The 19,110-nt window shown below is 70.1% G+C and carries 22 protein-coding genes and 4 tRNA genes; 19 read left to right on the top strand and 7 right to left on the bottom strand.

Annotated elements, in window-relative coordinates; translation table 11 throughout:
• Positions 1 to 276: 276 nt before the first annotated feature.
• On the bottom strand, positions 277 to 1,539 hold the full coding sequence (locus ABZ823_RS04530) for an APC family permease (RefSeq protein WP_361653536.1): 1,263 nt from the start codon (positions 1,537 to 1,539) through the stop codon (positions 277 to 279).
• Between the two features lie 175 nt (positions 1,540 to 1,714).
• Here ABZ823_RS04530 and ABZ823_RS04525 point away from each other — a divergent pair, with 175 nt between their 5' ends.
• The gene (locus ABZ823_RS04525; RefSeq protein WP_361653534.1) at positions 1,715 to 1,981 is read left to right on the top strand and encodes a GlsB/YeaQ/YmgE family stress response membrane protein; all 267 of its coding nucleotides are present in this window, start codon (positions 1,715 to 1,717) and stop codon (positions 1,979 to 1,981) included.
• Positions 1,982 to 2,072: 91 nt separating this feature from the next.
• Here ABZ823_RS04525 and ABZ823_RS04520 read toward each other — a convergent pair whose 3' ends face one another.
• Positions 2,073 to 2,561 (bottom strand): YajQ family cyclic di-GMP-binding protein, encoded by a 489-nt coding sequence (locus ABZ823_RS04520; protein WP_361653532.1) that lies wholly within the window; start codon positions 2,559 to 2,561, stop codon positions 2,073 to 2,075.
• A gap of 226 nt (positions 2,562 to 2,787) precedes the next feature.
• Here ABZ823_RS04520 and ABZ823_RS04515 point away from each other — a divergent pair.
• Together ABZ823_RS04515 and ABZ823_RS04510 are read left to right on the top strand one after the other, a co-directional pair.
• A tRNA-Tyr gene (locus ABZ823_RS04515) sits at positions 2,788 to 2,869 on the top strand.
• 367 nt (positions 2,870 to 3,236) lie between these two features.
• On the top strand, positions 3,237 to 3,449 hold the full coding sequence (locus ABZ823_RS04510) for a hypothetical protein (RefSeq protein ID WP_361653530.1): 213 nt from the start codon (positions 3,237 to 3,239) through the stop codon (positions 3,447 to 3,449).
• A 60-nt stretch (positions 3,450 to 3,509) separates the two neighbouring features.
• On the opposite strand, the gene ABZ823_RS04505 is transcribed toward ABZ823_RS04510, so the two are convergent.
• Positions 3,510 to 4,166 (bottom strand): SDR family oxidoreductase, encoded by a 657-nt coding sequence (locus ABZ823_RS04505; protein WP_361653528.1) that lies wholly within the window; start codon positions 4,164 to 4,166, stop codon positions 3,510 to 3,512.
• 170 nt (positions 4,167 to 4,336) lie between these two features.
• Complete coding sequence (locus ABZ823_RS04500) at positions 4,337 to 5,584, bottom strand: amidohydrolase family protein (RefSeq protein WP_361653526.1); 1,248 nt, start codon at positions 5,582 to 5,584, stop codon at positions 4,337 to 4,339.
• A 211-nt stretch (positions 5,585 to 5,795) separates the two neighbouring features.
• On the opposite strand from ABZ823_RS04500, the gene ABZ823_RS04495 reads away from it, so the two are divergent.
• From ABZ823_RS04495 to ABZ823_RS04470, 6 genes are all read left to right on the top strand, one after another.
• Positions 5,796 to 5,868 (top strand) — tRNA-Thr (locus ABZ823_RS04495).
• 46 nt (positions 5,869 to 5,914) lie between these two features.
• Positions 5,915 to 5,987 (top strand) — tRNA-Met (locus tag ABZ823_RS04490).
• A gap of 88 nt (positions 5,988 to 6,075) precedes the next feature.
• Entirely contained in the window at positions 6,076 to 6,240 is a 165-nt protein-coding gene (gene rpmG / locus ABZ823_RS04485; protein ID WP_003948671.1) for a 50S ribosomal protein L33, read from the top strand.
• A 288-nt stretch (positions 6,241 to 6,528) separates the two neighbouring features.
• Positions 6,529 to 6,984 carry a MaoC family dehydratase N-terminal domain-containing protein gene (locus ABZ823_RS04480; RefSeq protein WP_361653524.1) on the top strand — a complete coding sequence of 152 codons (456 nt, stop codon included), beginning with the start codon at positions 6,529 to 6,531 and terminating at the stop codon, positions 6,982 to 6,984.
• 5 nt (positions 6,985 to 6,989) lie between these two features.
• Complete coding sequence (locus tag ABZ823_RS04475; RefSeq protein ID WP_361653685.1) at positions 6,990 to 7,418, top strand: MaoC family dehydratase; 429 nt, start codon at positions 6,990 to 6,992, stop codon at positions 7,416 to 7,418.
• A gap of 94 nt (positions 7,419 to 7,512) precedes the next feature.
• On the top strand, positions 7,513 to 8,568 hold the full coding sequence (locus ABZ823_RS04470; protein WP_361653522.1) for a UDP-N-acetylmuramate dehydrogenase: 1,056 nt from the start codon (positions 7,513 to 7,515) through the stop codon (positions 8,566 to 8,568).
• 55 nt (positions 8,569 to 8,623) lie between these two features.
• Here ABZ823_RS04470 and ABZ823_RS04465 read toward each other — a convergent pair whose 3' ends face one another.
• Positions 8,624 to 9,256 carry an NAD(P)H-binding protein gene (locus ABZ823_RS04465; RefSeq protein WP_361653520.1) on the bottom strand — a complete coding sequence of 211 codons (633 nt, stop codon included), beginning with the start codon at positions 9,254 to 9,256 and terminating at the stop codon, positions 8,624 to 8,626.
• Positions 9,257 to 9,369: 113 nt separating this feature from the next.
• On the opposite strand from ABZ823_RS04465, the gene ABZ823_RS04460 reads away from it, so the two are divergent.
• Complete coding sequence (locus ABZ823_RS04460) at positions 9,370 to 10,005, top strand: TetR/AcrR family transcriptional regulator (RefSeq protein WP_361653518.1); 636 nt, start codon at positions 9,370 to 9,372, stop codon at positions 10,003 to 10,005.
• 46 nt (positions 10,006 to 10,051) lie between these two features.
• Here ABZ823_RS04460 and ABZ823_RS04455 read toward each other — a convergent pair whose 3' ends face one another.
• Positions 10,052 to 11,092 carry an adenosine deaminase gene (locus tag ABZ823_RS04455; protein WP_361653516.1) on the bottom strand — a complete coding sequence of 347 codons (1,041 nt, stop codon included), beginning with the start codon at positions 11,090 to 11,092 and terminating at the stop codon, positions 10,052 to 10,054.
• Positions 11,093 to 11,225: 133 nt separating this feature from the next.
• Positions 11,226 to 12,452: a pyridoxal phosphate-dependent aminotransferase gene (locus ABZ823_RS04450; protein ID WP_361653514.1), complete on the bottom strand. Its 1,227-nt coding sequence runs from the start codon at positions 12,450 to 12,452 to the stop codon at positions 11,226 to 11,228.
• Between the two features lie 262 nt (positions 12,453 to 12,714).
• On the opposite strand from ABZ823_RS04450, the gene ABZ823_RS04445 reads away from it, so the two are divergent.
• The 9 genes from ABZ823_RS04445 to rplL all read left to right on the top strand — a co-directional run bounded on the left by ABZ823_RS04445 (position 12,715) and on the right by rplL (position 18,910).
• Positions 12,715 to 12,787, top strand: a tRNA-Trp gene (locus ABZ823_RS04445).
• Positions 12,788 to 12,897: 110 nt separating this feature from the next.
• Positions 12,898 to 13,185, top strand: coding sequence for a preprotein translocase subunit SecE (gene secE / locus ABZ823_RS04440; RefSeq protein WP_361653512.1), 288 nt, complete (start codon positions 12,898 to 12,900; stop codon positions 13,183 to 13,185).
• Between the two features lie 80 nt (positions 13,186 to 13,265).
• Complete coding sequence (gene nusG, locus ABZ823_RS04435) at positions 13,266 to 14,090, top strand: transcription termination/antitermination protein NusG (RefSeq protein WP_361653510.1); 825 nt, start codon at positions 13,266 to 13,268, stop codon at positions 14,088 to 14,090.
• A 168-nt stretch (positions 14,091 to 14,258) separates the two neighbouring features.
• Entirely contained in the window at positions 14,259 to 14,693 is a 435-nt protein-coding gene (rplK, locus tag ABZ823_RS04430; RefSeq protein WP_316750050.1) for a 50S ribosomal protein L11, read from the top strand.
• A gap of 95 nt (positions 14,694 to 14,788) precedes the next feature.
• Complete coding sequence (gene rplA, locus ABZ823_RS04425; RefSeq protein ID WP_361653508.1) at positions 14,789 to 15,514, top strand: 50S ribosomal protein L1; 726 nt, start codon at positions 14,789 to 14,791, stop codon at positions 15,512 to 15,514.
• Positions 15,515 to 15,707: 193 nt separating this feature from the next.
• A complete protein-coding gene (locus tag ABZ823_RS04420; RefSeq protein WP_361653506.1) occupies positions 15,708 to 16,589 on the top strand; it encodes a hypothetical protein in 882 nt (293 codons plus the stop codon).
• Positions 16,590 to 16,721: 132 nt separating this feature from the next.
• Positions 16,722 to 17,588, top strand: a complete 867-nt coding sequence (locus tag ABZ823_RS04415; RefSeq protein WP_361653504.1) for a DUF1396 domain-containing protein — start codon at positions 16,722 to 16,724, stop codon at positions 17,586 to 17,588.
• A 290-nt stretch (positions 17,589 to 17,878) separates the two neighbouring features.
• Positions 17,879 to 18,409 carry a 50S ribosomal protein L10 gene (gene rplJ / locus ABZ823_RS04410; protein ID WP_361653502.1) on the top strand — a complete coding sequence of 177 codons (531 nt, stop codon included), beginning with the start codon at positions 17,879 to 17,881 and terminating at the stop codon, positions 18,407 to 18,409.
• Positions 18,410 to 18,520: 111 nt separating this feature from the next.
• Entirely contained in the window at positions 18,521 to 18,910 is a 390-nt protein-coding gene (gene rplL / locus ABZ823_RS04405) for a 50S ribosomal protein L7/L12 (protein WP_361653500.1), read from the top strand.
• Positions 18,911 to 19,110 lie beyond the last annotated feature (200 nt).

Below are 19,110 nucleotides of genomic sequence, written 5' to 3'. Positions count from 1 at the left end.
GTCCGGGCCCGTGCAGAAGGGGACACCGGCACGCACGAGCAGGCCCTGGGCTTTTCCCTGCCGCCGTTGCCCGCGGAGATGTACCTGCGGATAGGGGACGGCGGGGTTCGGCCCCGGCTACGGCCTGTTGCCCCTGCTCGGCGGCCTTCCGTCCAGTGAGCCTGCCGCGCCTACGCCACCACCGGAGTTCCCGCGCCGCCCGTGCCGAAGGCTCCCCGTACCGTCACCGCCGGAGACTCCCGCCACCGTCGGGCCATCTCCTCCCGCGGACGATGGCTACCGCGCGGCCCCCCACCGCCGTACGCCGTACGCCACCACGCCCACAACCAGCACCCCCGCGCCCACACCCACCGACACGGCGGGCAGCGCGAACGCCAGAGTGACGCAGCCGACCAGCCCGACCGCCGGTACGACGCGCGAAGCCGGCGACGGATTCAGTGTCCACGCGGACGCATTGGCGATCGCGTAGTACGCCAGCACCCCGAAGGAGGAGAAACCGATCGCGCCCCGGACGTCCACCGTCGCGGCGAGCGCGGCCACCACGGCACCGACGGCCAGCTCGGCCCGGTGCGGTACGTGGTAGCGCGGGTGCACCACCGCCAGGCCGCCTGGCAGATGCCGGTCCCGGGCCATGGCCAGTGTCGTCCGCGAGACGCCCAGGATCAGCGCAAGGAGCGAGCCCAGCGCGGCCACCGCGGCGCCCACCCGCACCACCGGGACGAGGCCGGGCACGCCCGCCGCCCGCACCGCGTCCGCCAGCGGCGCCGCCGTGTGACCCAGCCCATCCGGACCCAGCACGGAAAGGACGGCGACAGCAACTGCCGCGTACACCACCAGCGCGATGCCCAGGGCCAGCGGGATCGCGCGCGGGATGGTGCGCTGCGGATGCCGGACCTCCTCGCCGAGGGTGGCGATCCGCGCGTACCCGGCGAAGGCGAAGAACAGCAGCCCGGCCGCCTGGAGCACCCCGGCGGCGCCGCCCGAGCGGCCCACGTCGAGCCGCGACGCGTCGGCCGCCCCGGCACCGAGACACACGACGACCACGGAAGTGAGGACAGCCAGGACCAGCGCCACGATCACCCGTGTCAGGAGAGCCGACTTCTGCATGCCGCCGTAGTTCACCGCGGTGAGCGCCACCACGGCCGCCACCGCCACGGCGTGCGCCTGGCCGGGCCAGACGTAGGCGCCCACGGTGAGTGCCATGGCCGCACAGGAGGCGGTTTTCCCGACGACGAACGACCAGCCCGCCAGGTACCCCCAGAACGCGCCGAGCCGCTCCCGCCCGTACACATAGGTGCCGCCCGAGGCTGGATACAGGGCGGCCAGCCGTGCAGAGGACGTCGCGTTGCAGTAGGCGACCACGGCCGCGAGGGCCAGCCCGAGCAGCAGCCCGGACCCGGCCGCGTGCGCCGCCGGGGCGAGGGCGGCGAAGATCCCGGCCCCGACCATCGACCCGAGCCCGATGACGACGGCGTCACCGAGCCCGAGGGTTCGGCGCAGCGCCGCGCCACCAGGCGATTGCCCCTCCGACTGCGTCATGGACGGCACCATACTGACCCGCAACCACGGGCACTCCGGGGGCGTCCTCCCCGATGAGAGGCACGATCGCGGGAAACAGCGCGACCAGCAGCATCAGGTGGCGTCAACGCATGCACACGGCCTGGCCGGAGCAGGAGCACAGCACAGGCACAGCGTGGAGAGGCAGGGTCAGGGCATGAGCATCGTCGGCTGGATCATTCTGGGGCTGTTGGCGGGGGCCATCGCGAAGTTCCTGCTACCGGGCAAGGACCCCGGTGGCTTCTTCGGCACGACCCTCATCGGTATCGCGGGTGCCTTCATCGGCGGCTGGATCTCCGCCCGCTGGCTCCACCACCCGATCACCAAGCACTTCTACGACGGCGCGACCTGGGCGGCCGCGATCGGCGGCTCTCTGGTGCTGCTGATCCTCTACCGCGTTCTGTTCGGTGACTCACGGCGCTGACCGGGCACCTGAAGCCGCAGTCGGCAGCGAAGAAGGGTGGGCGCCCCGGCTCGGGGCGCCCACCCTCCTCGTACCGCTGGGCCCAACGGGCCTACCGGTAGTTCACGAACTGCAGCGCGAAGTCGAAGTCCTGGCCCTTCAGCAGGGCGATCACGGCTTGCAGGTCGTCGCGGCTCTTGGAGCTGACGCGCAGCTCGTCGCCCTGCACCTGCGCCTTGACGCCCTTCGGGCCCTCGTCACGGATGATCTTCGCCACCTTTTTCGCGTTCTCCTGGGAGATGCCCTCCTCGATCGACGCGAAGATCTTGTACTCCTTACCGGAGAGCTGCGGCTCACCGGCGTCCAGCGACTTCAGGGAGACCCCGCGCTTGACCAGCTTCGACTCGAAGACGTCGAGGATGGCCTTCACCCGGTCCTCGGAGTTGGCCTGCATCAGGATCTTGTCGCCGGACCAGGTGATCGAGGCTCCGACGTTCTTGAAGTCGTAGCGCTGAGAGATCTCCTTGGCGGCCTGGTTGAGGGCGTTGTCGACCTCCTGCCGCTCGACCTTCGAGACGATGTCGAAACTGGAGTCGGCCATGTCCTGTGGCTCCTTGTATCGGGATGGATCGGGTGCGTTTCGGCGTGCGGGAGCGCGGCCGCCTGGCCCGGCTTCGACCCCGGGCCGCATCCGCTTAAGCGTAGTCATCCCGTCCCGCTCGGACTGCCGATCTATTGGGTGGCGGAGCACCCCTGCGCATCAGGTATCGTTTACGTCGTTGCCAGGGAGCACCGCGGAAAAAAGCGGCTCCACGGCAGCAATCCCCGGCGGTGTGCCCGAGCGGCCAAAGGGAGCAGACTGTAAATCTGTCGGCTAAGCCTACCCAGGTTCGAATCCTGGCGCCGCCACTCTGGGGTAAACCCCCTCCGACCTGCGGAAACGTGGATCGGAGGGGGTTTCTTCATTGCTGGGTGCCTGGGTGCCTGGGTGCCTGGGTGCTGGGTGGCGGTTGAGGTGGCAGCCGGGTGAGTAGTCTCACTCACCGCCGTCCGCGCCCGTCCACGCCCGTCCACGCCGTCGCCACCGGCGGTTGCGGATCGAGCACGCGACGGACGACAACCGGCACGCTCCCTACCTCGGCTGACCCGCTGCGCCCTTCCACCGGCCGGGCCGCCGCCCCCTCCGCCGACTGGCCCGTCCGTCCTCTTCATCGGCGGGCCTGTCGGTCCCTTTCGCCGACTGACCTTGTCCCGCCGGTTCTCGTACGCTGAGGGCATGTCGTCGCCGCGCAGGAGTTGCCCCGAGTGCCGTCGGGAAATCGCCATCGTGGCGGGGCGGTTCGCGCGGCACGACCCGCCGGGGGCGCGCGCAGACGGGGCGCTCGTCTCCTGCCCGGGGTCCCGCCGGCTCGCGCACGCGGATGCAGCCCAGCCCACCCTGGACGGCTACGTCGTACCGGAGTTCCCCGGTCAGCTGCCGCTCTTCTGAGAGGTGACGTTGCGTCGCGGACGTCCCACGCGCCGTCAGCAGCCCTGAGTGATCGGGGAGTCAGTTTCCCGCCACGGACTTCACGGCCACCGACACGGGGGTCGAGCCGCTGATCAGTTCCAGGGTCAGACCGGCCGTCGCGGGCGTGTCGACGAGTTCCGCGAGGACCGCCGCCACGTCGTCCCGCGGGATCGTGCCACGGCCGGTGTGTGCCTCCAGACGTACGAGGCCCTTGCCCGCGTCGTTCGTCAGGGAGCCGGGGCGCAGGATCGTCCAGTCCAGGGACTTGTGGGCGCGCACGTACGCGTCGGCTTCGCCCTTGGCACGCAGGTACACGTCGAAGACCTCGTCACCCGGGTGCTCCGGGTCCGCGCCCATCGAGGAGACGATGATGAAACGGCGTACGCCCGCCCGTTCCGCCGCGTCCGCGAACTTGATGGCCGCGTCCCGGTCCACCGTGTACTTGCGGGCCGCGCCACTGCCCGGGCCCGCACCGGCCGCGAAGATGGCCGCATCGGCACCCTCCAGGTGCGCGGCGATCTCCTCCACCGACGCCGATTCCAGGTCGCAGACGATCGGTTCGGCGCCCGCTGCCCGCAGATCGTCGGCCTGTTCCGCGCGGCGGATGATGCCCGCGACCTCGTCACCACGCGCGGCGAGCAACCGCTCCAGCCGCAGCGCGATCTGACCATGACCACCAGCGATGACAATGCGCATGTCTTCGACCGTACGCCCGGAGGGGCTCCTTTGCCGCACGACCTCACGCACGGCTCACCACCGGGGTTCCTCCACGGCTCGGCACCAGGGTGCATCGACATGGCTCGACACACGGATCGACGCGCCTCCACACGGATCTGACGAGGCGCATCCATGGCCGGGGCCGGATGTCAGGACGGCTGGACCCGCCCCTGACGCGGCAGATCCAGGGCCACCGCCGCCGAGCCGCAGTACTCCCGCACCGCGCTCGTGCGAGCGACCACGCGCCCCCGGTGCACCACGATCCGGCTGTACGCGAGCGACAGCGCCCCCGCCAGCTGTGCGCCGCGCACGGCGAGCAGCTCCGCCGGGAAGCCCGCCTCGACGCGTACCTCCGGCAGCCCGAGTGCGGCCCGCGCCGACGCGCTCACCATCTCGTACGCGTCCTCGGGACGGAGTCCGTACCGCGAGGCCAGCAGATACGCGGCCTCCAGCGGGTCCCCGCGCCCCACCGGGTTCGACACATCCCTGAGGGCCCCGCTGCCCGCCGCCACCCGCACTCCGGCCGACCGCAGCAGCCGTACCGGAGCGGTGTCGCGCCGGTCGACGCCGCCGCAGCCGCCCTGGGGCAGGCAGACCACCGTGACCCCGGCGGCGGCGAGCCGGTCCGCGGCGCGGGCGGCCGCGCCCGCGGGGAGCCGCCCGAGACCGCCGCACGGGCCCAGTGCGACCCCGGGGCGCAATCCGCCCGCCATCGCCGCGATCCGGGCGAGACGCGCCGGGTCGTCGGCGTCCGTGTGCAGGTCGACCGGGCAGCCGTACTCGGAGGCCAGTTCGAGGACGGTCTCCACGTATCCCGTCGGATCGGGGTCCGTGTCCGGGCAGCCGCCCACCACCGCCGCGCCCATCTTGACCGCGTCCCGCAGCATCGCGAGCCCGTCCGCTCCGGCGGCCCCTGTCAGCACCCGGGGCATCGCCACTGTCGTCAGCTCGGCGAGCCCGCTCAGAGAGCGCCGCGCACGCAGGACCGCCGCCAGCCCTTCGAGCCCCTGGACATCGCCGATGTGCACGTGTGAGCGCAGGGCCGTGGCCCCGTGCCCGAGCTGGAGCAGCGCGGCCTCGGTGGCACGGCGTTGGACTTCCTCGGGGTCGTACGACACCGGCCCGTCACCGTCCGCGGACAGGGCCGTGTCCCCGTGCGTGTGGGGTTCGGCGGGAGCCGGCAGGAGCAGGTAGCCGCGGAGGTCGACGCGGGCGCCGGCCGCCCCCACCGCCAGGCTGCCCGCGGTACCGACGGCCTCGATGCGCCCGCCGCCCAGCCGCACGTCCACGGTCCGCCCGTCGGTGAGCCGCGCTCCGCAGAGCAGCAGGGGGTTCGGGTCGGCCGGTCCCGACGGCGAGGGCGAGGAGTGGGGCGGCTGCGATCGGCTGTCGGGCATCGCGCTCCTGTGGCTCGGGGCGTCTGCGCACCGGGGGGCAAGATCACGGAGAGTGAGTCGAGCCTAGGGTGACGACCCGGCCAGGACGGGGAGGAGCGCAATAGTCGTACCGGTGTGGTGCTTGCCGGTACGGGGCTCCTGGGGCTGCCGAGGGGTGCCGCGCAATGGATTTGGGCGAACGGCGGGCGACCGTGTAATGTCTTCATCGCTCGCCCCAATAGCTCAGTCGGCAGAGCGTCTCCATGGTAAGGAGAAGGTCAACGGTTCGATTCCGTTTTGGGGCTCTGGTGTGGGAGGTTTCCGCCGCAAGGCGGATCCCGATCGCATCGAAGCGGTGTAGCTCAGTCGGTAGAGCAAGCGGCTCATAATCGCTGTGTCACCGGTTCAAGTCCGGTCACCGCTACTCACAGTAGCCGATTGTGGGGTCGGTCCTTCGATCGGCTACTCTTTCTTGCGTTATTTTGTCCACCCGTTCGTCAAGGAGCACTCACGTGGCTGCCACCGACGTCCGCCCGAAGATCACGCTGGCCTGCGTGGAGTGCAAGGAGCGGAACTACATCACCAAGAAGAACCGGCGTAACAACCCGGATCGTCTTGAAATGAAGAAGCACTGCCCGCGTTGCAACGCGCACACCGCGCACCGCGAGACGCGATAAATCAGGCTCGTACGCGAGGCCGTCCCCACAGTGTGGGGACGGCCTCGCGGCGTTGCGGCGGCCGAAGCCGCCTTCCCACCGGCCGGAGCCACGGTTCACCGGCCGGACGTCTGACCGGCCGCCGTGACCCAGCACAGGGGCCGCCGCCCGTGTCGACCGGGAAGTGGGGCTCGGCCGTGTCGTCCGGGCGCCAGAATGGGCCTCACCGGCCGAACGCAGAACCGGCCGCAACGGCGTCGGCTGCCTCGGTGAGGCCAGATCCGCAGAACAACAGGAGGTGCCGAGTCCATGGCGCTCGACCAGTCCTTCGTGGGGCGGTCCTACCCGCCCACCGACCCCTACGAGGTGGGGCGGGAGAAGATCCGCGAGTTCGCGGAGGCGATCGGGGACGCCAACCCGGCCTATACCGACCCGGAGGCCGCCAAGGAACTCGGCCACTCCGATGTGATCGCCCCCCCGACCTTCGTCTTCGCGATCACGTTCAAGGCCGCGGGCCAGGTCGTCCAGGATCCCCAACTCGGCCTCGACTACAGCCGGGTCGTGCACGGTGACCAGAAGTTCGCCTACAACCGTCCGGTGCGCGCCGGTGACCGGCTGAGTGTGACCTCGACCATCGAGTCGATCAAGTCGCTGGCCGGCAACGACGTCCTGGACATCCGCGGCGAGGTCCACGACGAGGCCGGTGAGCATGTGGTGACCGCCTGGACCAAGCTCGTGGCCCGGGCGGCGGACGAGGAGGCATGACGCACATGACCGCGAAGATCGCGTACGACACCGTCGAGGTCGGCACGGAGCTGCCGACGCAGACCTTCCCCGTCACCCGCGCCACGCTCGTGCAGTACGCGGGAGCCTCCGGGGACTTCAACCCGATCCACTGGAACGAGAAGTTCGCCAAGGAGGTCGGCCTGCCGGACGTCATCGCGCACGGCATGTTCACCATGGCCGAGGCCATCCGTGTGGTGACCGACTGGGTCGGCGACCCGGGCGCGGTCGTCGAGTACGGGGTCCGCTTCACCCGGCCCGTCGTCGTCCCCAACGACGACCAGGGCGCCGTCATCGAGGTCAGCGGAAAGGTCGCGGCCAAGCTCGACGACCAGACCGTCCGCGTCGACCTCACGGCGACCAGCGCGGGCCAGAAGGTTCTGGGCATGTCCCGGGCGGTCGTACGACTGGCCTGACGGCCGAGGCCGCGCGTCCGACACTCCGCGCACCCGTACGCGGACCGCGTACGGGTGTGCGGGGGCTGTCGGCGCCGTCTCGTAGTCTTGGCGCGTGCAGGAACTCCATGACGCCCCGCTCGCCCCGCTGACCACCTTCCGGCTGGGCGGCCCCGCGACCCGCCTGATCACCGCCACCACGGACGCCGAGGTGATCGACGCAGTCCGCGAGGCCGACGGCTCCGGCACCCCGCTGCTGATCGTCGGCGGCGGATCCAACCTGGTCATCGGCGACAAGGGCTTCGACGGCACCGCCCTGCGCATCGCCACGAAGGGCTTCTCCCTCGACGGCACGGCGCTGGAGCTGGCCGCCGGCGAGGTATGGACCGACGCCGTCGCCCGTACCGTCGAGGCAGGACTCGCCGGAGTCGAGTGCCTCGCCGGAATCCCCGGCTCCGCGGGTGCGACCCCGATTCAGAACGTGGGGGCGTACGGCCAGGAGGTCTCCGCCACGATCACCGAGGTGATCGCGTACGACCGCACGGCGGGCGAGACGGTCACGCTCCGGAACGCCGAATGCGCGTTCTCCTACCGCCACAGCCGCTTCAAGGCAGACCCCGAGCGCTATGTCGTCCTGCGCGTCCGCTTCGCACTGGAAGACGCGCAGGGGCTGTCCGGTCCGGTCAAGTACGCCGAGACGGCCCGCGCCCTCGGTGTGGAGCCGGGCGAGCGCGTGCCGCTGGCCGCCGCCAGGGAGACGGTCCTGAAGCTGCGTGCGGGGAAGGGGATGGTGCTGGACCCCGAGGACCACGACACCTGGTCGGCGGGCTCCTTCTTCACCAATCCGATCCTCACGGACGAGGAGTTCGCCGCCTTTCAGGCGCGCGTGAAGGAGCGACTCGGCGAGGGCGTGGAGCCGCCCGCGTACGTGGCGGGTGACGGCCACACCAAGACCTCCGCGGCCTGGCTCATCGACAAGGCGGGCTTCACCAAGGGCTACGGCACCGGGCCCGCCCGTATCTCCACCAAGCACACGCTGGCCCTCACCAACCGCGGCGGCGCGACCACCGAGGATCTGCTGGCCCTCGCGCGCGAGGTCGTCGCCGGTGTCCGCGAGGCCTTCGGGATCACCCTGGTCAACGAGCCGGTGACGGTGGGCGTGAGCCTCTGAGCCGCCCCAGGGGGAACCAGGCCGCCCCAGCGGTAACCAGCTGCCCAAGTAGTGCCTAGTAGGCCACCCCCACCCCCTGCTTCACCGTCCCCGGGTCGTCCGTCATCGCCAGCATCGCGTGGGCCACGTCGGCGCGGGCGATGAAGCGGCCGGCGCGCGGGAAGCCGCCGACGACCGTGCGGTAGGTGCCGGTGAGCGGCTTGTTCTGAAGGCGGGGCGGGCGCACGACCGTCCAGTCCGTGGCGCTGCGGGCCAGCTCGGCCTCCATCTCCCTGAGATCGGCGTAGACGTCCTTGAGCACCGCCGAGACAAGACCGCGCAGGGTGCGGTCCAGCATCCCGTCCCCCTCGGGCTCGGGGCCGACCGGAGCGGCGCTGACCACGAGCAGCCGGCGCACTTCCTCGGCCTCCACGGCACCCAGCACCGTGCGGGTCAGCCGGGCGGCGACCCCGGCGTCCTTGCGGCTGCGCGCGCCGAGCCCGGACAGCACCGCGTCCCGGCCGGCGACGGCGGGGCGGAGCGCCTCCGGGGTGGACAGGTCGGCGCGGAAGACCGTCAGGTTCGTCCCCGTCGCGGTGAGCCGCGCCGGGTCCCGGACCACCGCGGTGACCTCGTGTCCCGCGTCCAGCGCCTGCCGCACGATTTCCTGGCCGATGCCGCCGGTGGCACCGAAAACGGTGAGCTTCATGGGTACTCCCGTACGCCGTACTTGGATGGGAAGGGGTGGGTGAGTGTTTACTCACCGCTTCGCCTCCTAGAGTGGGTAAGTACTCACCCACCCGTCAAGCCCTGGGAGCGGCCATGGAATCCTTGGTGCCCATGCAGCAGACGCAGCCGAAGCCTGCCCGGGTCCGCATCCTCGACGCCGCACACGACCTGATGCTCAGCGTCGGGCTCGCCCGGGCCACCACCAAGGAGATCGCCAAGGCGGCCGGCTGCTCGGAAGCGGCGCTTTACAAGTACTTCCCGAGCAAAGAGGAACTGTTCATCCAGGTCCTGCACGAGCGCCTGCCGCGGCTCACCCCGCTGCTGCGCAGCCTCGCCGCCGAGCCCGGACGGCGCACCCTGGAGGAGAACCTCACCGACATCGCCCGCCAGGCGGCCCTCTTCTACGAGCAGAGCTTCCCGATCGCGGCCTCGCTGTACGCGGAGACCCAGCTCAAGCGGCGGCACGACGAGGCGATGCGGGAGATGGGGGCGGGCCCGCACGTGCCCATCGAAGGTGTCGCCGCCTATCTGGGGGCCGAGCAGGCCGCCGGGCGCATCCATGCCGACGCGGACACCTTCGCGGCCGCGTCCCTCCTCCTCGGCGCCTGCGCGCAGCGCGCGTTCGCCTACGACGCGACCGAGACGGGTGCGCGGCCGCCCGTGGACGACTTCGCACGCCGCCTCGCGCGGACCCTGCTGAGCGGGATCCGCGTCGCCGGGAGCCCGTAGCGGCCGGGTCCGACGTCCCTGCCTGCCGCGCCGAGGGCCGCACCCGTCACACGGCTGGTGTGTCGAGCCAGGAGTCCACCCCCGCCAGCAGCTTCGCCTTCACGTCGGCCGGGGCCGCGGACGCGCGCAGCGACTGCCGCGCGAGCTCCGCCAGTTCCGCGTCCGTGAAGCCATGGTCGCGGCGGGCGATCTCGTACTGGGCGGCGAGGCGCGAGCCGAACAGCAGCGGGTCGTCCGCGCCCAGTGCCATCGGGACGCCCGCCTCGAACAGTTTCCGCAGGGGGACGTCCTCGGGCTTCTCGTAGACGCCCAGCGCGACGTTGGACGCCGGGCACACCTCGCATGTCACCCCGCGCTCCGCCAGGCGCCTGAGCAATCGCGGGTCCTCCGCCGCGCGCACGCCGTGGCCCACCCGGTCGGCGTGCAGGTCGTCCAGGCAGTCGCGCACCGACGACGGCCCCGTCAGCTCTCCGCCGTGCGGCGCCGACAGCAGGCCGCCGTCGCGGGCGATGGCGAAGGCGCGGTCGAAGTCCCGGGCCAGGCCGCGGCGTTCGTCGTTCGACAGACCGAAGCCCACCACGCCGCGGTCGCGGAAGCGCACCGCCAGGCGCGCCAGGGTGCGGGCGTCCAGGGGGTGCTTCATGCGGTTCGCCGCGACCAGGACGCGCATCCCGAGCCCGGTCTCCCGCATCGCCATGTCAACCGCGTCGAGGATGATCTCCAGCGCCGGGATGAGACCGCCCAGGCGGGGCGCGTACGACGTCGGGTCGACCTGGATCTCCAGCCATCCCGACCCGTCCTTGATGTCCTCCTCCGCGGCCTCCCGCACCAGCCGCCGGATGTCCTCCGGCTCTCTCAGGCACGAGCGCGCCGCGTCGTACAGCCGCTGGAAGCGGAACCAGCCCCGCTCGTCCGTCGCCCGCAGCTTGGGCGGCTCCCCGCTGACCAGCGCCTCGGTCAGGGTCTCGGGCAGCCGTACGCCGTACTTGTCGGCCAGTTCCAGGAGGGTGGCGGGCCGCATCGACCCGGTGAAGTGCAGATGGAGATGGGCCTTCGGCAGCTCAGAGACATCACGTACGTGCTCCATCCCAGGATCCTGCCGCATGGGTCGGGGGTCCCGGAAGCGGTTTCCCCGTACGTGGTCTTGCTCGCACAAACGAAGGGGGCGCGGTGGGTGCATGCACCCACCGCGCCCCCTTGAGGCGTGAGCCCCTGAGACGTCAGTCCCGGGCCTCCGCCAGCAGCTTCTGGATCCGGCTCACGCCCTCGACCAGGTCCTCGTCACCGAGGGCGTAGGACAGCCGCAGATAGCCGGGGGTGCCGAATGCCTCGCCGGGTACGACGGCGACCTCGGCCTCCTCCAGGATCAGCGCGGCGAGCTCCACCGTGTTCCGCGGGCGCTTGCCGCGGATCTCCTTGCCGACCAGCGCCTTCACCGACGGATACGCGTAGAAGGCGCCCTCGGGCTCCGGGCAGACGACGCCGTCGATCTCGTTCAGCATCCGCACGACGGTCTTGCGGCGCCGGTCGAAGGCCTCGCGCATCGCCGCGACCGCCTCGAGGTCGCCCGACACGGCCGCCAGGGCGGCCACCTGGGCGACGTTCGACACATTGGACGTCGCGTGCGACTGGAGGTTCGTCGCCGCCTTCACCACGTCCTTGGGGCCGATGATCCAGCCCACGCGCCAGCCCGTCATCGCGTACGTCTTGGCGACGCCGTTGACCACGATGCACTTGTCGCGCAGCTCGGGGAGGATCGCGGGCAGCGAGGTGAACGTGGCGTTGCCGTAGACCAGGTGCTCGTAGATCTCGTCCGTCAGCACCCACAGGCCGTGCTCGACCGCCCAGCGGCCGATCGCCTCGGCCTCGGCCTCGCTGTAGACCGCGCCGGTCGGGTTCGAGGGGGAGACGAAGAGGACGACCTTCGTCTTCTCCGTGCGGGCCGCCTCCAGCTGCTCGACGGAGACGCGGTAACCGGTGGTCTCGTCCGCGACGACCTCCACCGGGACACCGCCGGCCAGCCGGATCGACTCCGGGTACGTCGTCCAGTACGGCGCCGGGACGATCACCTCGTCGCCCGGGTCGAGGATGGCCGCGAAGGCCTCGTAGATGGCCTGCTTGCCGCCGTTGGTGACCAGCACCTGGGAGGCGTCGACCTCGTAGCCGGAGTCGCGCAGCGTCTTCGCGGCGATCGCGGTCTTCAGCTCGGGCAGGCCACCGGCCGGCGTGTAGCGGTGGTACTTCGGGTTCTTGCAGGCCTCGACGGCCGCCTCGACGATGTAGTCCGGCGTCGGGAAGTCGGGCTCACCGGCGCCGAAGCCGATCACCGGGCGCCCGGCGGCCTTGAGGGCCTTGGCCTTGGCGTCCACGGCGAGGGTGGCGGACTCGGAGATCGCGCCGATCCGGGTGGAGACCCGACGCTCGGTGGGAGGGATTGCAGCGCTCATGGAACCCATCGTTTCAGACGCGAAACGCCCGCGGCACGGGGGTTTCACAGACTGAACCGCACGGGGCCCGCGAATGGACACCAGTGCGGATCCGGGCGATGGCCTGGCCGATCTTCGACGGGCAAGGCCCGTACGGGTACTTTCTGTTCGACGACCGGCCGTGGAGCACGTACACTCTCACCTCGTTGGCCTCCAGCGGCGGCGACCGTGCCGGTGTACACCGAGCACCCGGCCGGATGCGGTACGTTGGGGTACACAACAAAGGGTCGTAGCTCAATTGGTAGAGCACTGGTCTCCAAAACCAGCGGTTGGGGGTTCAAGTCCCTCCGGCCCTGCTACACACTCCCCGACCAGGAAGTGTGCGCACAGTACTGTATGTATTGCACTCGCCGTGCGGCTCCACCGGGCGCGGCACGGCCACGACCCGGGAATCAGGTGAGGACGAGTGACGGACGCCGTGGGCTCCATCGACATGCCTGACGCCCAGGACGAGGTGCAGGAGTCGAAGAAGAAGTCCCGCAAGGGCGGTAAGCGAGCCAAGAAGGGCCCGCTGAAGCGCCTTGCCCTCTTCTACCGCCAGATCGTCGCGGAGCTCCGCAAGGTCGTCTGGCCGACGAGGAACCAGCTGACGTCGTACACCACCGTGGTGATCTTCTTCGTCGCGATCATGATCGCCCTGGTGACTCTGATTGACTATGGGCTCAACCACGCCGCCAAGTACGTCTTCGGCTGAGCCGAGAGCGAAGGACGCCGAGGTGCCCGGCGTCCCTTTCGCGTGTTCCACCCCTATGTATCCAGGAAGAAGCAGCCACCGTGTCTGACCCGAACCTGAACGACGCCATCGAGCCGGACGAGTCCGTGGATGACGAGCTCGACATCGTCGAGGGCGCGGACGAGCAGGACGAGTTCGAGGCTGCCGAAGCCGAGGCGGGTGAGCCGGCCGAGAAGGCCGCCGTGCGCGTCGTGGACGAGGACGAGGTCACCGAGCAGGACGAGGCCGCCGACGAGGAGGCCGCGCCGGTCGACCCCGTCGAAGCCCTCCGCGAGGAGCTGCGCTCGCTGCCCGGCGAGTGGTACGTGATCCACACGTACGCCGGCTACGAGAACCGCGTGAAGACCAACCTCGAGCAGCGTGCCGTCTCGCTGAACGTCGAGGACTACATCTTCCAGGCCGAGGTGCCGCAGGAAGAGGTCGTCCAGATCAAGAACGGCGACCGCAAGACCATCCGCCAGAACAAGCTCCCGGGCTATGTCCTGGTGCGCATGGACCTGACGAACGAGTCCTGGGGCGTCGTCCGCAACACGCCCGGCGTCACCGGCTTCGTGGGCAACGCCTACGACCCGTACCCGCTGACCCTGGACGAGATCGTCAAGATGCTCGCCCCGGAGGCCGAGGAGAAGGCCGCCCGCGAGGCCGCCGAGGCCGAGGGCAAGCCCGCTCCGCAGCGCAAGGTCGAGGTCCAGGTGCTGGACTTCGAGGTCGGCGACTCGGTCACCGTCACCGACGGCCCGTTCGCCACGCTCCAGGCGACCATCAACGAGATCAACGCCGACTCCAAGAAGGTCAAGGGCCTCGTGGAGATCTTCGGCCGCGAGACGCCGGTCGAGCTGAGCTTCGACCAGATCCAGAAGAACTAGTTCCGCTGGTACGAGTACTTCCGAACAGGTCAGGCAGGCTGAGATAGCCGGTCTGACCTGCTCGGTTTTTGGCCGCGCACCGGTACCCGTTATCGTTGTGCGGTATGCCTCCATCCGGATGATCCGGATGGATGGCGGAAAACTCTCACTAAGGACCCGGAGAGAGCAATGCCTCCCAAGAAGAAGAAGGTCACGGGGCTTATCAAGCTCCAGATCCAGGCCGGTGCCGCCAACCCGGCCCCGCCGGTCGGTCCGGCGCTGGGCCAGCACGGCGTCAACATCATGGAGTTCTGCAAGGCCTACAACGCCGCGACCGAGTCGCAGCGCGGTTGGGTCATCCCGGTGGAGATCACGGTCTACGAGGACCGTTCCTTCACCTTCGTCACCAAGACGCCGCCGGCCGCCAAGATGATCCTCAAGGCCGCGGGCATCGAGAAGGGCTCCGGCGAGCCGCACAAGACCAAGGTCGCCAAGATCACCGAGGCGCAGGTCCGCGAGATCGCCCAGACCAAGCTGCCCGACCTCAACGCCAACGACCTGGACGCGGCGGCGAAGATCATCGCCGGTACCGCGCGTTCCATGGGCGTCACGGTCGAGGGCTGACCCCCACCTTCGTAGATCACGCGGCCCGAGGGCCGCACGTGGCAGGGCCTGCTCGGCCCGTACCACGACTCCTTTCAGAACACACAGGAGCAGTTGTGAGCAAGCGCAGCAAGGCTCTCCGCGCTGCGGACGCCAAGATCGACCGGGAGAAGCTGTACGCCCCGCTCGAGGCCGTCCGTCTCGCCAAGGAGACCTCCACGACCAAGTTCGACGGCACCGTCGAGGTCGCCTTCCGTCTGGGTGTCGACCCGCGCAAGGCCGACCAGATGGTCCGTGGCACCGTGAACCTCCCGCACGGCACCGGTAAGACCGCCCGGGTCCTGGTCTTCGCGACCGGTGACCGTGCCGAGGCCGCTCGTGCCGCGGGCGCCGACATCGTCGGCGCCGACGAGCTGATCGACGAGGTGTCGAAGGGCCGTCTGGACTTCGACGCCGTCGTCGCCACCCCGGACCTCATGGGCAAGGTCGGCCGCCTCGGCCGTGTGCTCGGTCCCCGTGGTCTGATGCCGAACCCCAAGACCGGCACCGTGACCCCGGACGTGACGAAGGCCGTCACGGACATCAAGGGCGGCAAGATCGAGTTCCGCGTCGACAAGCACTCGAACCTGCACTTCATCATCGGCAAGGTGTCCTTCGACGACACCAAGCTGGTGGAGAACTACGGCGCCGCGCTGGAGGAGATCCTCCGTCTGAAGCCGTCCGCCGCCAAGGGTCGCTACATCAAGAAGGCCGCCATCACCACCACGATGGGCCCCGGCGTTCCGGTCGACCCGAACCGCACCCGCAACCTCCTCGTCGAGGAGGACCCGGCCGCCGTCTGATCCTGACGGCAGCCGCGGGCACGCGCAGCTGACGCCGGGCCCCGCACCTCGAAGGTGCGGGGCCCGGCGTCTTTTGTGCTCGTCGCCCCCGGGAGGGCGGCAAAGAGGCACATGCCGTTTCGGGGGACGTGCGGGCCGAATTCCCCGGGTCGGGGTTAGCGTGAAGATCACGGAGCGCGCGAGGGGGGAACGGATGAGGGACAGGATCTTCAGGCGCGGGATCCTCCCGATCGCGGTGGTGGCCGCGCTGTCCGCCGTGGCGGGGTGCAGCGCCTCCGGCGACACCGACTCCCCCAAGGGTTCCGCGGCGCCCTCCGGCAGCCGGGCCGGTCGGGTCGACCCCAGGTCCGCCGCTGCCCTGCGCGCCGTCGAGCAGGCCACCGTCAGGGCCGGTTCCGCCCGGATCGAGTCCTCCACCGCCATGGGCGGGATGCTCTCCCTGAAGACGGACGGCGCGCTCGGCTGGTCCGGCGATCAGGTCGGCACCCTCCGCATCACCTACACCGGCGGACAGCTCGCCGCCACCATGCGCGCCCTGAGCGGTGCGTCCATGGAGGCGCGGCTGCTGCCCGACGCCTACTACGCGAAGGTCGGCGACACATTCGCCCGCCGCCTGAACGGCCGGCACTGGATCCGCTACGGGTACGGCGATCTGGCGACCCTGCCGGGCGGCTCGGGGGCGTATCTCACGGACCAGCTGCGCACCACGGCGCCGCTCCAGCCGGTCAGGCTGCTGCGGGCCTGCGGGGACGTGCGCAGGGTGGGCGAGGAGACGGTACGCGGCCGCCGCACCACGCACTACTCGGGCACGGTCACCCCGGCGGCCCTCACCGGCGAGGACGCCGCCGGGCTGAGGAAGCAGCTGGAGCAGGCCGGAGTCGCCACGGAGACCGTCGACATCTGGGTCGACGACCGCGGCCTGCTGGTCAAGAAGGCCGAGCAGGGGGAGCTGGTCGGCGGCCGGATGTCCGCCACGGCCTACTACCGCGACTACGGCGTGCAGGTGTCCGCCGCTCGGCCCCCGGCGGCGGACACCGCCGACTTCAAGGAACTGATGAGCACCCGGGGTTCGTAGGACACCGCTTCCGCCGCCTGCCGAAGCCGCCGGCCCAGGGGGTGCGGCAGGGATACCGCGAGCCACTGTCGGCGCTTCGGTATAAGCTCGCGGTCTTGCTATGGATCATCCATGAGTTCTCTGGGGGGAATCATGAAGTTTGCTATGCGTGGCCGGGTGGAGCGCGGAGCGGCCGGTGCGGTGCTGGCGGCCCTGGTCCTGGGTGGCGGAGCGGTCGCCTGTTCGAAGGGCGCCGAGGAGAAGTCGCCGGAGATGACGCCCGCCGCGGCCGTCGCCAAGGCCGCGAAGGCCACCGAGCAGATCACGTCCCTGCACTACCGGATGACCGGCAAGGTGCCGGGCGCGGGCCAGGTGCAGGCCGAGGCGCGGATGAGCATGAAGCCCCTCGCCATGAGCATGAAGATGACGGCGACGGAGCAGAAGACCGAGGGCCCGGTCGAGATCCGGCTCGTCGACAAGGCGATGTACATCGGCGGGGGCGCCGGGGCCGCCAAGGTGATGGACGGCAAGCACTGGATCAAGTTCGACCTGGCCGCGATGGGCGCGGACAAGCAGCTGAACATGGACCAGATGGGCGCCGGACAGGCGGGTCAGAACCCGGCCCAGGACTCCACGTTCCTCACCAGCTCCAAGCATGTGACGAAGGTCGGCTCCGAGACCGTCGACGGCGTGAAGACGACGCACTACAAGGGCGACCTCACCCTTGCGGACATGCGCGCGTACCTGAAGACGCAGAAGCTGGACAAGGCCACCCTGGAGCGGCGCGAGAAGAGCCTCGACCAGTACGCCAAGATGGGCGCCGACAAGATGACCATGGACATGTGGATCGACGGCAGCGACCACACCAAGCAGTTCCGGATGCGTGGCGACGCCGCCAAGGGCCCGCTGGACATGACCATCACCTTCCTCGACTACAACAAGCCGGTGACGGTGACGGCCCCGCCCGCCAAGGACACGGCCGACCTCGCTGCCCTGATGAAGGGCGCCCAGCAGGGCTGAGCCCAGCCGAGCCGGGGAGCGGATTTGCTTGTCGGCGATCCGTTCCCGTACTCTCCTGCTGAAGCCAAAGACCGCTGGTCGTTGCCGTGTGCTCGGATGAGGGCGCGGTGGCCGAAGGATCCGCTGAACTGCGGACGACCCGCGCAGGTGACAGTGGAAGAACTCCCGGAGTACGCGCCTCATCCGCGCGTGCGACCGGTCGAGTCCGCCCCGTGCGCCTGCGCCGGGGCGTTTCGTTTTGCCAGCCCCTTCCGAGCGGTCCTCATCACCCGGAAGGAGGCCGACGCTCTATGGCAAGGCCCGACAAGGCTGCCGCGGTAGCCGAGCTCGCGGAGCAGTTCCGCAGCTCGAACGCCGCCGTGCTGACCGAGTACCGGGGTCTCACCGTGGCGCAGCTCAAGACGCTGCGCCGTTCGCTCGGTGAGAACGCCCAGTACGCCGTGGTGAAGAACACGCTGACCAAGATTGCGGCCAACGAGGCCGGGATCACGACGCTCGACGACCTGTTCAACGGTCCGACGGCGGTCGCCTTCGTCACCGGTGACCCGGTGGAGTCGGCGAAGGGTCTTCGTGACTTCGCCAAGGACAACCCGAACCTCGTCATCAAGGGCGGTGTCCTTGAAGGCAAGGCGCTGTCCGCCGACGAGATCAAGAAGCTTGCGGACCTCGAGTCCCGCGAGGTTCTGCTCAGCAAGCTGGCCGGTGCTCTGAAGGGCAAGCAGTCCCAGGCTGCCTCTGTCTTCCAGGCGCTGCCGTCGAAGCTCGTCCGCACCCTGGACGCTCTTCGCGCCAAGCAGGCCGAGCAGGGCGGTGCCGAGTAATTCGGCTCGCGCACTGACCGCCGCCTGAGGCGACGGTCGTAGCGGGCCGAACGTACGCCCGCCACACATGTACATCCGGCACCAGCCGACTTATTGGAAGGATCGCCCATCATGGCGAAGCTCAGCCAGGAAGACCTGCTCGCGCAGTTCGAGGAGATGACCCTCATCGAGCTCTCCGAGTTCGTGAAGGCCTTCGAGGAGAAGTTCGACGTCACCGCCGCCGCTGCCGCGCCGGTCGTGGTCGCCGGCGGTGCCGCCGGTGGCGCCGAGGCCGCTGCCGAGGAGGAGAAGGACGAGTTCGACGTCATCCTCACCGGCGCCGGCGACAAGAAGATCCAGGTCATCAAGGTCGTGCGTGAGCTGACCTCCCTGGGCCTGAAGGAGGCCAAGGACCTCGTGGACGGCGCTCCGAAGCCCGTCCTGGAGAAGGTCGCCAAGGACGCCGCCGAGAAGGCCGCCGAGGCCCTCAAGGGCGCCGGCGCCTCCGTCGAGGTCAAGTAACACCTCCTCGGGTCCCGCAGGGACCCTCGGGCCCGCACAGGGCTCACCGGGCCCGTCCAGGGCTCACCGGGCCGTACGGGGCTTCGCTCCGTACGGCCCTTTCGCGTGTGCCCGCCACGGTTCACTCGAACGCCGCAGCCGGTGCCCTGGGGATCCGGTCGCGGCTCACCCGCAGGGCTGTAACGCGAACGCTGGGAAGG

The organism is Streptomyces sp. NPDC047079 (assembly GCF_040643755.1).
Taxonomy (GTDB): domain Bacteria; phylum Actinomycetota; class Actinomycetes; order Streptomycetales; family Streptomycetaceae; genus Streptomyces.
This window is presented reverse-complemented; position numbering and strand designations above follow the sequence as displayed.